Genomic DNA, 15,643 nt, shown 5'->3' on the forward strand with positions numbered 1-15,643 from the left:
TATCTGCCGGGTCATGTCGCGCACCGAAGCAGGCTCTCCGCACGATCCGCGCGGCCAGGAACGCTTTCTCGAGGAGCGGGCGACCTACACGGTCAAGGGCGCGGGCGCGCAGCCCGATATCGAGGCGGGGGTCGCCGCGATCCGCGAGACCGTCCGTACGCTGAAGCCGCTCCCGGGCGTGTACCGGATGCTCGATGCGCGCGGCGATGTGCTCTACGTCGGCAAGGCGCGCAGCCTGAAAGCGCGGGTGGCGAACTACACGCAGGTCAAGGCGCTCTCCAACCGGTTGAAGCGGATGGTCAGCCAGACGCGCGGCATGGAAATCGTCGTCACCAATTCGGAGGCCGAGGCGCTGCTGCTCGAAGCGCAGCTGATCAAGCGCTTCCGCCCGCCGTACAACGTGCTGCTGCGCGACGACAAGAGCTTCCCGTTCATCCTGCTGCGGGGCGAGCATGCCTTTCCGCGGATCAGCAAGCATCGCGGCGCGCGGCGGGCCAAGGGCAATTACTACGGCCCTTTCGCCAGCGCCGGCGCGGTCAACGTGACGATCAATGCGCTGCAGAAACTGTTCCTGCTAAGATCCTGCACCGACAGCTTTTTCGCCCGCCGCGACCGGCCGTGCCTGCTCTACCAGATCAAGCGCTGCAGCGCCCCGTGCGTCGGCCGGATCGACGAGGCCGGCTATGCCGAACTGGTCGCCGAGACCAAGGAGTTCCTGTCCGGCAAGTCGGGCGCGGTGCAGAAGAAGATCGAGGTGCAGATGGCCCAGGCGGCCGAGGCGCTCGACTTCGAACGCGCGGCGATGCTGCGCGACCGGCTGCGCGCGGCAACCGCGATCCAGGGCAGCCAGGCGATCAACGCGCAGGGCGTGGGCGATGCCGACGTCTTCGCGCTGGCGGAGAAGGGCGGGCAGATGGGCGTGCAGGCGTTCTTCATCCGCGGCGGGCAGAACTGGGGCCATCGCACCTTCTACCCCAGCCACACCGCCGAGATCGACCCCGACCAGGTGCTCGCCGACGTGCTGCTGCAGTTCTACGAGGAAGTGCCCCCGCCGCGCACGATCCTGGTCGACCGGACCCTGCCCGAGCAGGAGCTGATCGCCGAGGCCCTGTGCGAAAAGGCGGGTCACGGCGTCGACATCTCGATCCCGCAGCGCGGCCTGCGCCGCAAGCTGATGAGCCAGGCGCAGCGCAACGCGGTCGAGGCGCTGGAGCGTCGCCTGGCGGAAAGCGGCACCAAGGCCCGGCTCCTGCGCGAGCTGGCCGAATTCCTCGAGCTCGACGCCCCGCCGCGGCGGATCGAGGTCTACGACAACAGCCACATCCAGGGCGACAAGGCGCTGGGCGCGATGGTCGTAGCCGGGCCGGAAGGCTTCGTGAAGGGCCAGTATCGCAAGTTCAACATCAAGACCGCCCAGACCAACGACGACTTCGCGATGATGCGCGAGGTGATGACGCGGCGGTTCGCCCGCGCGCTCGAACAGGATCCCGACCGCGAGCAGGGCGGGGAGAACGGGGTCTGGCCCGATCTCGTCCTGATCGACGGCGGCAAGGGCCAGATGTCGAGCGTGAAGGACGCGCTCGAGGAACTGGGGATCGAGGACGTGCCGCTGATAGCGATCGCCAAGGGCCCGCACCACGGCAGGGAAGGCCGCGAGGTGTTCCACTTCCCCGACGGGCGCGAAAAGACCTTGCCGACCAATTCGCCGCTCTTGTTCTACCTCCAGACCCTGCGCGACGAGGTTCACCGCTTCGCCATCGGCGCGCACCGCGCCAAGCGCAGCCGCGCGATCACCGCCTCGCCGCTCGACGAGATCCCCGGCATCGGCCCGGGCCGCAAACGCGCGCTGCTGCTGGCCTTCGGCACCGCGAGCAAGGTCCGCGCCGCCTCCCTCGACGACCTCAAGCGCACCCCCGGCATCAGCGCCGGCGTGGCGCAGATGATATGGGATTTCTATCACCCGGGGGAGTGAGCGGGCGCGGGATCAGATTCTCAGCTGACTGCCCAGTTCCACGACGCGGTTCGTCGGCAACTTGAAGAAATCCATCGCGGATTCCGACGTTTTCAGCATCCAGGCGAACAGGCGTTCGCGCCACAATGCCATTCCGGCGACGTCCCGCGAAGCGATCAGCTTCTGGCGTCCGAGGAAAAAGCTGGTCCGCATCAGGTCGAGCGAGGCGCCGCATGGCTGCTCGATGGCGGCAAGATCGCGCGGCACGTCGACGTCGTCCATGAAGCCGTAGTGCAGCGTGACGCGGTGGAAGCCGTGGCTCAGGCTCGTCACCTGCAACCGCTCTTCCGGAGCGATCGATGGAACCTCTTCCACCTTCACCGTCAGGATCAGGATGCGCTCGTGCAGAACCTGGTTGTGCTTGAGGTTGTGCAACAGAGCCGCCGGAACGCCTTCGCTGGCGGCGGTCAAGAATACCGCCGTACCCCCGATCCTGTGCACAGAGGGTCCCGCCGAATCGATGAAGACATCGAGAGGCACGGTATCGGCGGCCAGCTTGTCCCGCATCAGTTGCCGGCCCTTGGCCCACGTCGTCAGCAGGACGAAGATCACGCCCGCGACCACCAGCGGAAACCACCCGCCGTCGGCGACCTTGGTGATGTTCGAAGCGAAGAACGTGCCGTCCACGATAGCGAAAAGCGCAATCGTGGTGCCCGCCACGACGCGGTTCCACCGCCACACGTGGAAGACCAGGAACGCGAGCATCGCGGTGGTGATGATCATCGTACCCACGACCGATATGCCATAGGCCGAGGCGAGCCGCGTGGATTCGCCGAAGCTGGCGATCAGCACGAGCACCATGATGAGCAGACCCCAGTTGACCGAAGGAATGTAGATCTGCCCGACAGCGCGCTCGCTCGTGTGCAGAGTCTTGAGGCGGGGGATGAAGCCGAGCTGTATCGCCTGGTGCGTGACCGAGAATGCCCCCGATATGACCGCCTGGCTCGCGATGATCGTAGCCGCCGTAGCGATCAGCACGAGCGGAAGGCGGGCCCATTCCGGTGCCATGAGGTAGAACGGGTTCTCTACCGCCGCGGGATTGCCCAGCAGCAATGCGCCCTGACCCATGTAGTTGAGCATCAGGCACGGATAGACCAACGTCAGCCAGCTCAATCCGATCGCCTTGCGGCCGAAGTGGCCCATGTCCGCATAGAGTGTCTCGGCACCGGTCACCGCAAGGAACACCGAACCCATCGCCAGGAATGCGAGCTTGGGGTCGTAAGCGAAAAACTGGATCGCCCATATCGGGTTGGCGATTCCCAGGACCTCCGGGCGTGCGACGATGTTCGCCACGCCCAGAACGGCCAGCGCAGCGAAGTAGATCAGCACGATTGGCCCGAAAAGCTTTCCGATCCGCGCGGTACCACGCGACTGGATCAGGAAGAGGGCGATCAGGATCAGCGACGCGAGCGGCACGACTAGCGGTTCGAGCCGCTCCTCGACGATGGTCAGGCCTTCGACCGCGGACAGCACGGATATTGCCGGGGTGAGCATGGCATCGCCATAGAACAGCGCCGCTGCCAGTACGCCGAGGGCAACCAAAGTCGCCTGTTGCCGGACGCCGCTAATATGGCGCGAAATCAGCGCCAGCAGCGCGAACGATCCACCTTCGCCCTTGTTGTCGGCACGCATAGCCACAAAGACGTACTTGAGCGTGACGATCAGCATCAGCGACCAGAACACCAGGCTCAGGACCCCGAAGATATGCATCCGGTCCACGGCCAGCGGGTGGGGGCCGATGAAACTTTCCTTCATGGCGTATAACGGAGACGTACCGATATCGCCGAACACGACGCCTATCGCGCCCAGCATCAGGGCGGGAAGGGCCGGGGGCGCGGGTTTCGCGAGCGGGGCGGGCGGGGCAATCTGTTCCTCGCCGGGTTGGATGGTTGTCAGGTCCTTCAAGTGGGCGAGACCCGCATAAAGATTCCATGTGGATTTGAGCGGATCGCCGATTTCGTACTCGACTGACGCCTTTCGCGCGCCGATCACTATTTCATGGATACGCACTTTCCAGGCATTCGCGAGGGACAGTCCCTGACGAGCAAGTGGGCAGGCTTTTTCCTCGCCCTGCTGGGTATCGTGGCGGCGACCATCGCAGGTCTGCTCATTGCTGAGCGGTGGGGGACTGCACCCGCGGTACTGCTCTACCTTCTCCCTGTGCTGGGGGCGGCAATATACGGCGGAGTGTGGCTGTCACTCGCGGCTGCCCTGATCGCCACGCTGGCCTACAACTACTTCTTCACCGCCCCCTTCCAGACGCTGATGATCAGTCGGCCGTCGGACATCGTCACGGTCTTCGTGCTGTTCATCGTCGCCTTGGTGACGAGCAGCCTCGCCGGATCGCTGCGTGAGCAAAAGCAGATTGCCGCAGCGCACGCGGGGAGGAACGCAACGATAGCGGGCTTCGCCCGTCGCCTGCTCTCGTGCGCGGACGAGGAAGCCATCTTCGGCGTCACGGTCCGCGAGCTTGCCCGGCTGTTTCGCTGCGATGCCGTTCTGGTGAGTGACGAGCAGGACCCGCACGCCGTCGCCAGCTCACCCCGCGAGCCCAGTTTGTCGCCAGCCGACCTCGCCGCCGCGGCGCATGTCATTGCAGCGGGCGAGCCGGCTGGTCGCGGCGTGCGCCGGGCCGCGACGATCGCCGACTGGCAGTTCCATCCCGTTCGCGTTCCAGTGGGCGTGCGCGTAGCCGTCGGCCTGTCACGTGATGACGGTATGCCCCCCGTCGCGACCGATCAGATGGTTCTGCTCGAGAACCTCTTGGACCAGACCGCGCTCGCCCTGGCGCGCGCGCGGGCCGAACGCGATGCGCGCGACCTTGTCGCCCTGCGCGAGCGTGACAGCATGCGCGACGCGCTGTTGTCCACCATCGGGCAGGACGTGAAGCCCAGCCTCAATGCGATCAGTGCGGGCGTCCGCTCGCTCCGCCGTTCGGGCACGGCAGACAAGGTGGCCGTTTCGGCGGTGGCGGCCGAGACGACCAAACTGGATCGTTACATCGACAACCTGCTAGACCTCGCTCCTGGAGCGGATCGTGAGCCCATCGTGATCGGAGACGTCGCGATCGACCTGTACCGCCGCACTGTGACCAAGGGCGCCGAAAGCGTTCACCTGACACCGAAGGAGTACGCGGTCCTTGCCGAACTGGCGAAACACGCCGGCCGGGTGCTGACGCACAGACAACTGCTTCGCGCCATATGGGGGCCTGCACGGCAAGATCAGATCGATTACCTGCGGGTTGCCATCCGGGCGCTGCGGCAGAAGCTGGAAGATGACCCGGCAGACCCCCTGCTGATCCTCAACGAACCGGCGGTGGGTTACCGGTTGGCTGGCTCGCGATGATTTGGAGGCGACTGCACGGAACCTATGAGCGCAACGAATTCCTCGGCGGTCGTCGGAGGCCTTCTCCTTTCCTGGCACAGGGCCAGAAGAGCGCCTCAAGCAAACAGTTTTCCTACTCGTCGGCGGGCGGGTAACCTCTGCGACGGCTCTTTCATACCGTCGATCCTGCTTGCCGCGCGAAGATGCCGTCGTTCTTCGTCATGAACGTGAACTTCGCGAATTTTCACCGTGCGGCCGTCGCGTCTCGCATGAGTGAACTTGGCGATGTTCGCGTTCGTCCGCCGCCCAAACGAAAAGGGGCGCCGGATCGCTCCGACGCCCCTCTTGGTGATTTCTTGAAGTAATCCCGTCCGCGAAGGCTCAGGCCTGGCGGGTGCCCGACATCGGCATCGAACCGAATGCGCCGGCGTTGACCGAACCGGTCAGGCTGTCGCCGTCGACCGTGGCGCTGCCTTCCAGCTTCATCGGCATCGGCACGGTCATGTTCATCGTCCACGTCAGCGTATTGCCGTCGATCTTGCCGTTCTCGATGTCCATCGAACCCATCGCGCCGGCATTCTTGCCGCTGAAGGTGCCGTCGCCGTTGTCGGTGACGGTAAACACGCTCTTCTGGTCGCCCATCGGGGTCTTGGTGACGCAATCGTAGCTTCCGGCAACGCCCATCGTAGTCTCTCCTTGTTCGCGGCGGTGTAGCTGCCTCAATCGGCCCTGCTTACACCGCTGTCAATTCCTCGAACGCTCCACTCATTGGGGTTCGCGATATTCGATCGGCAGGCCGAGGCCGGTGAGCTGGCTCTCGATCACCTTGCGGTCGCCCACCACGATCACGACCATTCCGTCGGGTTGCAGGTATTGCGCTGCGGCGGCATCGATCTCGGCCGCATCGATCCCGCGGTAAATCTCGCCCAGCCGCGCCTGGTAGTCGTCGGGGCGTCCGAAGCGGCGGTTGGTCAGCAGGGCGCCCAGCACCTGGCTGTTGGTCTGGAACCGGGTCGGCAGGTTGGCGATGTTGCCTTCGGTCACCCGCTGCAGCTCGACCGCGTCGACCCCCTTACCGGCCGGGAAGGCCTTCATCTGCTCGAAGATGGCCTTGATCGAATCGCCGGTGCGGTCCGCCTGGACCAGCGTCTGCGCGATCGCCGCGCGCGGGCCGACGACGCCAGTCAGGCCGGTGCCGACGCCGTAGGTCCAGCCCTTGGTCTCGCGCAGGTCCATGTTGAGCCGCGACAGGAAGCCGCTGCCGATCACCTCGTTGGCGAGGTCGAGCGCCTCGGTGTCCTTCGCGGTGCCGGTAAGCGGCAGGATGCGGCCCAGCAGCAGCATCGAGCTGGGCGAATTCGGGCGGTCGATCAGCACGATGCGCGGCGACGGCGGCGGAGTGGGCGCGGACAGGTCCTTGGTCGGGGCAGGAACCGCTGGCTTCGTCCAGTTGCCGAACGCCGCCTCGAGCCGGGGGAGCAGGTCGCCCATCGCCACGTCGCCGACGACGGTGATGGCGGCCTTGTCGGGCCGCACCCAGCTAGCATGGGTGGTCCGCAGCGCGGCGGGGTCGAGCGTCTGGACCACCTCGGCAGTGCCGAGCGCACCGACCGAGCCGTACGGGTGGGCCGAGCCGTAGAGGATCGGGTCCAGCGCCCGCGCCGCGATCGACTGCGGGGTCGCCAGCGCCTGCTGGATCGACGCCAGCCGCTGGTTGCGGACGCGGACCACGTCGGCATCGGCAAAGGCGGGATTGCGGACGATGTCGGCCATCAGCGCCAGTGACGGGGCGAGGTTGGCGGTGAGCGCGGTCATCTGGACCGAGCTGACGTCGCGGCCGGTGGCGGCGGAAATGTTCGCGCCCAGCCGCTCTTCTTCCTCCGCGATCTGCTGCGCGGTGCGGCTGGTGGTCGCTTCCTTGAGCAGGTCCATCATCAGCGCCTGAGTGCCGGCACGAGCCGAACCGTCGGCGGCCGAGCCGGCGTCGAACTCGATCGCCATGCTCACCTTGGGGATCGCGCTGCGCCGTGCGAGCGAGACCGGGATGCCGTTCGACAGCGTGGCACGCTCCACCGCGGGGAAGACCAGCGGCTTGACCGGGCCCACTTCGGGCATCGCGCGCGGCGGGCCTTGGGTGATCGGAGGAGCGGGCAGCTTTGCGTCGGGCTTGGGCGGAGGCACGGTGCCTTCGTCGCCCCAGCCGCCCAACGTCGCACCCTTCTCGGTGCGCGTTCCGGGCACCACGGCCAGCTTGTAGACGGGGCGCGTCATCCAGCGCTGCATCGCGTCGCGCACGCCGTCAGGGCGGACCGCGGCAAGCGCCGCGAGCTGGCGTTTGTAGAAGCCGGGATCGCCGGTGTAGAGTTCGCCCTCGGCCAGAGTCGAACCCTTGCCGCCGAAGTCGCCCACCTGCTCAAGCCCGTCGATCTGGCCGCTGACGAGTACTGTCGCGGCGCGCTGCAGTTCGTCCTCGGTCGGTCCGCTGGCGAGGTATTCGGCGATCAGCGCATCGAGCCGTGCCTCGGCGGCGGCGCGGTCCACTCCGGGGCGAATGTCCATCGAGATCGTGGCAGTGCCGAGCTGTTCGTCCTGATCGTAGTAGGATGATACGCGCACAGCCAACTGCTCCTCGCGAACGAGGATCCGGTCGAGCCGCGAGGACGCGAGCCCGCCGAGGACGCCGAGCCCGACGGTCAGCGGCGCGCTGTCGGCACTGGTCATGCCCGGTCCGCTCCACAGGCGATAGACGCGCACCAGCGGCACTTGGTCGACATGGTCGCGGCTGACCGGGGCGGATAGGGTAACTGGGCCAGCCTCGGGCTGGGCTACTTCGGGCCCGCGCGGAATGTCGCCGAACCAGCGCTGCACTTTCTCCCGCGCCGTAGGTACGTCGATATCGCCGGTCAGGGAGAGGACGACGTTGTTGGGCCCGTAATTGTCGATGAACCACTTGCGTACGTCCGCGATCGACGCGGCATCGAGGTCCGCCATCGAACCGATGGTCGAGTGGCGATAGGGGTGACCGACCGGGTAAAGCCCCTCGCTGAACAGATAGCGCACGAGGCCGTAGGGCTGGCTGTCGCCCTGGTTCTTCTCGTTCTTGACCACGCCCCGTTGCTTGTCGAGCTTGTCCTGGTTCACCGCGCCGAGCAGGTGACCCATTCGGTCACTTTCCATCATCAGCGCCAGGTCGAGCGCACCGGTCGGAACCGTTTCGACATAGTTGGTGCGATCCGGGCTGGTCGAACCATTTGTGCCCGTCGATCCCGCCGCTTCGAGGGGTATGTCGAAATTCTCGACGTTCTCGCTGCCGGTGAACATGATGTGTTCGAAAAGGTGGGCGAAACCCGTCTTGCCACGCGGTTCATGCTTGGAGCCGACGCGATAGTACGTCGTGACCCCGATGACCGGCGCCTTGCGGTCCGAGTGCACGATCACCTTCAGCCCGTTATCGAGCTCGAACGTCTCGAACGGGATCGATACGGCCTCGACCAATTGCGATACCGGGACCGGATCAGCGCTCGCGATTCCGGCGGGTGCGGTCGTCTCGGAGGGCATCGTGGCGCAGGCAGTCAGCGAGAGCGCCAGCAGCCCGGCGGCGGGAAAGCGAAAGTTCATTATAAAGTCCCCGGAATCGCGAATTTTCTTCTGGAACATGTCCTAATCGGCTCGCGGCCTGTGCGTCACCACTTTTCGACTGACGGCATTTTTCAGGGCATCGGCGCGAGTGAAATGCACCGGCTTGAGCTTGTGCTGGACGAATAGCGCTGCCTGGTCGGAGTAGTGCCGGCTACCCGTTCGAGTCGTTGCAGAACCGAACGGCTGGATCGACTGGCTTACTACCGCCTTGCCTGGCGCCCACTCGACGAACTGGACGAAGCTGTCGCCGTGTTTGACCTTTAGCCGGCCATCGGGTTCGACATCCCACAGTGTCGAGGCCCGCAAGGTGTCGCTACCGCCATCCAGCGGAAGGTCGATTGCATGGGGGCCAGGACCCTGGCGCAGTCTCAGAAGCGTCTGGAGCGGCGGGTCGAGCCGACCGAAGTGCGTCTCGAGATGGGTCGCTGCGTCGGTCAGCAGCTTTTTGGCCGGCGTCAGCGGCTTGCCACTGTAATCCTCTCCCATCGCCGGTCGCAGGACCAGCAACGCCAGCGCATCCGCGCGACCTACGCCATCGCTGGTCAAGTCCCATTTGGCCATGATCCGCTTCGCTTCGCTGAGCAGTGGATCGCCGCTCGTGTCTAGCCTGGCTATCCCGTCGAGGACGCGCTTGACGTAGCCCCGTCGCTCCCACCCGGTGTCGTACTTGATCGCCTCGAGCCGTGCGCGACCGATCGGCCCCGGCTCGTCGAGCAATTTCGCCGCGCGGTATGCGCGGTTGGTCATTTTCAGTTCCACCCCCATTTCCGGCGGGACGCTGCCGGGCGAAAGGTCGCTGGCCTTGCCCGCGGCAACGAACGGCGTGTTGTTGGCGTTGAACACGAAGCCCGACGACGGGTTCACATAGTGCGGCAGGCTGTCGAACGGAACGAGTGCGTTCCAGATCAGATCCCCGCGATCACCGGGCAAGATGCCGCGCCAATCTGGGCCCGACTGCCGCTGTGGTATGGCGGCGTTATACCAGTATGCGATCGTCCCGGTCTTGTCGGCGTAGATGAAGTTGGTGCTGGGGATTGCCTGCCGTGCAAGGATTGCCTGCCATTCATCGTACGTGGTGGCCTTGTTGATGTCGTAGTATGCGTCGAGCGTGGCTAGCGAGCCCATGCCGCCATAGCGGAAGGCGAACAGACCCTGCTCGTTTCGGACGACCGGACCGTGAACGCTGCGAAGAACTTCGCGCGTGACGGGCAGCACCACCGGACCGAAGCGAACCGGCAGTCGGACCTCACTGCGTTCGAGCGGCAGCCACTTGCCGTCGAGGCGGTAGTTCTCGCCCTTGTCGTCGAGGACCAGCTTGTAGACGTCGATCATGTCGGGCTGGTTGACCGTGTTGGTCCACCCGAGATCGCGGTTGTGGCCCAGGAAGGGGAACGGGCTTCCAGGGAAAGTCGCACCGGCGAAATGCCAGCCTTCCTCGCTCTCGACGACGAGTTCGTACCACGCGACCCCGCCCCAGAACGGCTGATGGCTGTTGGAGACGAGGCGGGTCACCCCGTCGCCGGATCGCTCGGGGGCGATGGCGAAAGCGTTCGAGCCAGCGTTCTCGGCCGCCTCGCGGTCCGGCAAGGGCCCGTTCAGCGTAGGACCCGGATCGGGCAGCAAAGTCTCCCCATTGGCAAGCGGGCCGACGACCCCATTCAAGCCGAAGAAGAACGGCTGTCGCAATGCAAAGCCGGTCGCGATATCCTCACCGTCGACCGGGAACAGGTTGCCCAGTTTCACCTCGCCCGGATGCGCGGCGGCATAATCGTTGAGGCCGGCGGCATAGGCTTCGAGCACCGGGCGCGTGCGCGGCGCGAGCGTGTCGTATTCGCGCTTCGCCGTGCCGCGCGCGTCGAGCAGCGCCAGGACGTAGTCGAACATCGCCCCCTCCTCGCCCTTGATCGCGCCGTATCGTCCGCGGGTCATCGCGACCACGTCCTGAAGGGTGAAGAAGTCGTCTTCGGCATGGGCGCGGGCAACGCCATAGGCGACGTCTGCGTCGGTCTTGCCGTAGATGTGCGGCACACCCCATTCGTCGCGTATGATCTCTGCCTTGTACGCCCGCCCAGTGATCGGTGCAGCGGGCCGGGCTACGAACGGCTCCCACACCATCAGGCCGATCATGGCCGCGAGTGCGACAATGCCCAGCGCGGCAAGCGAGCGGTACACCCAGCGTCGCCACGTTCCTCGATCTGCGTCCATCCGGCCCCGTTCCCCTTTCGTCGAGCCGAGACTTGCGTTGTGTGTCGTGCCGGGTCAAGCGGCGCGCGCTTGCGCCCGGGGACCATGGGACGAGGCTAAAGGAGATTTCCATGCGCTTGACTTCGTTCGCTTTCCTGCTCGCCACTGCCGCAGTCTTGCCGATGCCGCTCGCCGCGCAAGAAACGATCGGACAGCAGGTCGTCGCGACTGACGCAGCCAACAGCGCCGAGCGGCCGATCGCTTTTGCAGCCCAGGCTCCCGCCGATGCCGCGCTTGTGGTGATGCTGGGTTCGAGCGAACTTCCTGCTGGACTGCCGTTGACTGCGGCAGAGCGTGACGCGGTGATCGCCGCGATCGCCTCAGGCGGCTTTGCCGGGAAATCAGGTGAAGTGCTCTCGCTGCGCGGTGTAGGAAGTCGACCGCGCATCCTCCTTGCCGGAACGGGTGAAGCGCCCAATGCCCTGGCCATCCGCGATGCGGCGGGCAAGGCGGCACAGGATCTGCGGTCCGAGAAGTCGCCCGTCGCAATCCTGGGCGCTGGAAGCGGAGCAGCGATGGCAGAGGCCGCACTCGGTTACGCCCTGGGCCAGTACCGGTTCGATCGGTACAAGACCGGCGCGAAGACGCCCCCACCGGGCGCGGCGGTGACCATCGTGGGCGATGGGCCGGATGTCGCGAAGGCCGCGTGGGATGCGCGCCATCGGGGTATCGCCGAAGGTACGCGTTTCGCGCGTGACCTGGTCACCGAACCGGCAGGCGTGGTCTGGCCGCAGACCTTTGCCGATCGCACGCGCGCCGCGTTCGCTGGAGTGCCGGGCGTCACCGTCGAGGTACTCGACGAGGCGGCGATGAAGCGCGAGAAAATGGGCGCTATCCTTGGCGTGGGCCAGGGATCGCGCCGTCCGCCGCGAATGGTGCTGGTGCACTATCGCGGTGCCGAAGGGGCGCCCGTGGCGCTTGCGGGCAAAGGCATCACCTTCGATTCCGGTGGCCTGTCGCTGAAGGACGGGAGCGGCATGTCGCGCATGAAGGGCGACATGGCCGGCGCAGCCGCGGTTGTCGGTACCGTCATGGCACTCGCCAAGTCGCGCGCACCGGTCAATGTCGTCGCGGTCGCCGCGCTCGCCGAGAACATGCCGGGCGGCAACGCGCAGCGTCCGGGCGACGTCGTCCGCACCATGGGTGGCAAGACGATCGAGGTGCTCAACACCGACGCGGAGGGCCGCCTGGTGCTGGCCGATGCGGTGCAATACGTTGCGGCCCGGCACAGACCGTCGGCGATCGTCGACATCGCGACCCTTACCGGCGCGGTCGTGGGCGCGCTGGGCGACGAGTACGCCGGCCTCTTCGCGCGCGACGAGGCGCTCGGCACGGCTCTGGTGACGGCGGGCGAAGCGAGCGGCGAGGCCGTCTGGCGTCTGCCTTTGCATGCCAACCATTACGACGATCTCAAGTCCGATATCGCCGACCTGAAGAACGTCGTCGAAGGCGGCGGACCGGGTGCGAGCCTGGGTGCTGCGTTCATCGGCAGCTTCGTGGACGAGGAATTGCCGTGGGCGCACGTGGACATGGCGGGCACGATGTGGTCGTCGGGCGGGTCCCCTACCGTGCCGAAGGGCGCGACCGGATACGGCGTGCGCCTGCTCGAGGAATTCGTCCGGAACTGGTCCGCCAATCGCTGACACCCCTTGCGTTGCGCGGTCGCAACAATATCTCTGGGTGTAACAGGAGGCTGATACACCCATGAACCTCGAGAAGTTCACCGACCGCGCCAAGGGTTTCATCCAGAGCGCGCAGACCGTCGCGATCCGCATGAACCATCAGCGGATCACGCCGGAGCACCTCGCCAAGGCGCTGCTCGAGGATAGCGAGGGCATGGCGGCCGGCCTGATCACGCGCGCGGGCGGGAACCCGGCCGTCGCGGTCCAAGGGATCGACGCCGCGCTCGGCAAGATCGCGCAGGTTTCGGGCGGCGGCGCGCAGGCGACCCCCGGCCTCGACAACGATGCGGTTCGCATCCTCGACCAGGCGGAGCAGCTCGCGGCGAAGAGCGGCGACAGCTACGTCACGGTCGAGCGGATGCTGCTCGCGCTGGTGCTCGCCACGACGACCGCCACCGGGCAGGCCATGAAGGCGGCGGGCCTCACCGCGCAGTCGCTGGAGACGGCGATCACCGATCTTCGAGGAGGGCGCCAAGCGCATTCGTCGAGCGCGGAAGAGAGCTACGACGCCCTCAGCAAGTATGCTCGCAACCTCACCGAGGTTGCCAAGTCGGGCAAGCTCGATCCCGTGATCGGCCGCGACGAGGAAATCCGTCGCACGGTGCAGATCCTCGCCCGGCGGACGAAGAACAATCCCGTCCTCATCGGCGAACCTGGCGTGGGCAAGACCGCGATCGCCGAAGGTCTCGCGCTGCGCATCGCCAACGGCGACGTGCCCGACAGCCTCAAGGACCGCAAGCTCATGGCGCTCGACATGGGCAGCCTGATCGCCGGCGCGAAATACCGCGGCGAGTTCGAGGAGCGGCTGAAGGCCGTGCTCGACGAGGTGAAGGGTGCCGAAGGCGACATCATCCTGTTCATCGACGAGATGCACACGCTGATCGGCGCCGGGGCCTCCGAGGGGTCGATGGATGCCGGCAACCTTTTGAAGCCTGCCCTTGCGCGCGGTGAACTCCACTGCATCGGCGCGACCACTCTAGACGAGTACCAGAAGTACGTCGAGAAGGACGCCGCACTCCAGCGCCGCTTCCAGCCAGTCTTCGTCGGCGAGCCGACCGTCGAGGATACGATTTCGATCCTCCGCGGGCTCAAGGATCGCTACGAGCTTCATCACGGAGTCCGGATTACCGACGGGGCGATCGTGGCGGCCGCGACGCTGAGCAATCGTTACATTTCGGACCGCTTTCTGCCCGACAAGGCAATCGACCTGATGGACGAGGCCGCGAGCCGCATCCGGATGGAAGTGGAGAGCAAGCCCGAGGAAATCGAGAACCTCGACCGCCGGATCATCCAGCTCAAGATCGAGGAAATGGCGCTCGCCAAGGAAACCGATCAGGCGTCAAAGGACCGCCTCGCCGCGTTGCGCGACGAACTCGGCAACCTCGAGCAGCAATCGAGCGAGCTGACCACCCGCTGGCAGAACGAGCGCGACAAGATCGCTGCCGAAGGCAAGATCAAGGAGGCGCTCGACGCAGCGCGGATCGAACTGGAGCAGGCCCAGCGCGAAGGCGACCTCGCGAAGGCGGGCGAGCTGTCATATGGGCGCATCCCCGAGCTGGAGAAGCAGCTCGCCGCCGCCGAAGGCTCCGCAGACAACGCCTTGCTGCGTGAGGAGGTGACCGCCGACGACATCGCTGGCGTCGTCAGCCGCTGGACCGGGGTTCCGGTCGACAAGATGCTCGAAGGCGAGCGCGAGAAGCTGCTCAACATGGAAGCGACGATCGGCAAGCGGGTCATCGGGCAAGAAGCGGCCGTGCAGGCCGTGTCGAAGGCCGTCCGCCGTGCCCGTGCCGGACTGCAGGATCCCGGCCGCCCGCTCGGCAGCTTCCTGTTTCTAGGCCCCACCGGGGTCGGGAAGACCGAGTTGACCAAGGCGCTCGCCGGGTTCCTATTCGACGACGACAGCGCGATGGTGCGCATCGACATGAGCGAATTCATGGAGAAGCACGCGGTCAGCCGACTCATCGGCGCGCCTCCGGGCTATGTCGGGTACGACGAAGGCGGCGTGCTGACCGAAGCGGTGCGAAGGCGCCCTTACCAGGTCGTGCTTTTCGACGAGGTCGAGAAGGCCCACGCTGACGTGTTCAACGTGTTGCTCCAGGTGCTCGACGATGGCCGCCTGACCGATGGTCAGGGCCGGGTGGTCGATTTCTCGAACACGCTGATCATCCTGACTTCGAACCTTGGCAGTCAGTACCTGACCCAGATCGAGGAAGGACAGGGCGTCGAGAGCGTCGAGCCGCAGGTGATGGACGTCGTGCGCGCCCATTTCCGGCCCGAATTCCTCAACCGGCTCGACGAGATCATCCTGTTCCATCGTCTCGCGCAGGAGCACATGGCCCCGATCGTCGATATCCAGGTCGGCCGGGTCCAGAAGCTGCTGAAGGACCGCAAGATCGAACTCGACCTGACCGACGCCGCACGCCGCTGGCTCGGCCGGGTCGGCTACGACCCGGTATACGGTGCGCGGCCGTTGAAGCGCGCGGTGCAACGCTACCTGCAGGACCCACTCGCAGAGAAAATCCTCGCCGGGGAAATCCCGGACGGGAGCAAGGTCCATATCGACGAGGGCGACGGCGCGCTGACGATGGCGGTGTCCTAAGCTAATCCGACCGAAACTGTAACACGGATGCAACACCTGACATAAAACGCGCAAATTCGCTCTTGGAGCTTTTGGATTCGTCCAGCTTTTGGTTATCCCACGTTCATCCAGAGATTGGGGGCTGCAATCGATGGGGGCGGA

8 protein-coding genes are annotated in these 15,643 nt (G+C 65.8%); 4 read left to right on the plus strand and 4 right to left on the minus strand.

The genetic code is table 11. The features are described 5' to 3' along the window. Nucleotides 1-13: 13 nt before the first annotated feature. On the plus strand, nt 14-1,972 hold the full coding sequence (gene uvrC / locus AR323_RS08285; protein WP_057883486.1) for an excinuclease ABC subunit UvrC: 1,959 nt from the start codon (nt 14-16) through the stop codon (nt 1,970-1,972). A gap of 12 nt (nt 1,973-1,984) precedes the next feature. Here uvrC and AR323_RS08290 read toward each other — a convergent pair whose 3' ends face one another. After that, nucleotides 1,985-3,823, minus strand: coding sequence for a potassium transporter Kup (locus AR323_RS08290; protein WP_083495348.1), 1,839 nt, complete (start codon nt 3,821-3,823; stop codon nt 1,985-1,987). Between the two features lie 186 nt (nt 3,824-4,009). On the opposite strand from AR323_RS08290, the gene AR323_RS15295 reads away from it, so the two are divergent. Then, entirely contained in the window at nt 4,010-5,356 is a 1,347-nt protein-coding gene (locus AR323_RS15295; RefSeq protein ID WP_057883487.1) for a DUF4118 domain-containing protein, read from the plus strand. A gap of 360 nt (nt 5,357-5,716) precedes the next feature. Here AR323_RS15295 and AR323_RS08300 read toward each other — a convergent pair whose 3' ends face one another. From AR323_RS08300 to AR323_RS08310, 3 genes are all read right to left on the minus strand, one after another. After that, nucleotides 5,717-6,019 (minus strand): hypothetical protein, encoded by a 303-nt coding sequence (locus AR323_RS08300; protein WP_057883488.1) that lies wholly within the window; start codon nt 6,017-6,019, stop codon nt 5,717-5,719. A gap of 81 nt (nt 6,020-6,100) precedes the next feature. After that, nucleotides 6,101-8,953: a M16 family metallopeptidase gene (locus tag AR323_RS08305; protein ID WP_057883489.1), complete on the minus strand. Its 2,853-nt coding sequence runs from the start codon at nt 8,951-8,953 to the stop codon at nt 6,101-6,103. A gap of 42 nt (nt 8,954-8,995) precedes the next feature. Beyond that, nucleotides 8,996-11,179 (minus strand): acylase, encoded by a 2,184-nt coding sequence (locus AR323_RS08310; RefSeq protein WP_083495308.1) that lies wholly within the window; start codon nt 11,177-11,179, stop codon nt 8,996-8,998. A gap of 110 nt (nt 11,180-11,289) precedes the next feature. Here AR323_RS08310 and AR323_RS08315 point away from each other — a divergent pair, with 110 nt between their 5' ends. Beyond that, the gene (locus AR323_RS08315; RefSeq protein WP_057883490.1) at nt 11,290-12,861 is read left to right on the plus strand and encodes a leucyl aminopeptidase; all 1,572 of its coding nucleotides are present in this window, start codon (nt 11,290-11,292) and stop codon (nt 12,859-12,861) included. A gap of 61 nt (nt 12,862-12,922) precedes the next feature. Further along, entirely contained in the window at nt 12,923-15,502 is a 2,580-nt protein-coding gene (gene clpB / locus AR323_RS08320) for an ATP-dependent chaperone ClpB (protein ID WP_057883491.1), read from the plus strand. The last annotated feature ends 141 nt before the right edge of the window (nt 15,503-15,643 follow it).

It is taken from the genome of Tsuneonella troitsensis (assembly GCF_001441535.1).
GTDB lineage: Bacteria > Pseudomonadota > Alphaproteobacteria > Sphingomonadales > Sphingomonadaceae > Tsuneonella > Tsuneonella troitsensis.

Excerpts from the sequence above, each read along its gene's own strand:
- uvrC (WP_057883486.1), top strand. The coding sequence starts at position 14 with ATGTCGCGCACCGAAGCAGGCTCTCCGCACGATCCGCGCGGCCAGGAA.
- AR323_RS08290 (WP_083495348.1), bottom strand. The coding sequence starts at position 3,823 with ATGCTGGGCGCGATAGGCGTCGTGTTCGGCGATATCGGTACGTCTCCG.
- AR323_RS15295 (WP_057883487.1), top strand. The coding sequence starts at position 4,010 with ATGGATACGCACTTTCCAGGCATTCGCGAGGGACAGTCCCTGACGAGC.
- AR323_RS08300 (WP_057883488.1), bottom strand. The coding sequence starts at position 6,019 with ATGGGCGTTGCCGGAAGCTACGATTGCGTCACCAAGACCCCGATGGGC.
- AR323_RS08305 (WP_057883489.1), bottom strand. The coding sequence starts at position 8,953 with ATGAACTTTCGCTTTCCCGCCGCCGGGCTGCTGGCGCTCTCGCTGACT.
- AR323_RS08310 (WP_083495308.1), bottom strand. The coding sequence starts at position 11,179 with ATGGACGCAGATCGAGGAACGTGGCGACGCTGGGTGTACCGCTCGCTT.
- AR323_RS08315 (WP_057883490.1), top strand. The coding sequence starts at position 11,290 with ATGCGCTTGACTTCGTTCGCTTTCCTGCTCGCCACTGCCGCAGTCTTG.
- clpB (WP_057883491.1), top strand. The coding sequence starts at position 12,923 with ATGAACCTCGAGAAGTTCACCGACCGCGCCAAGGGTTTCATCCAGAGC.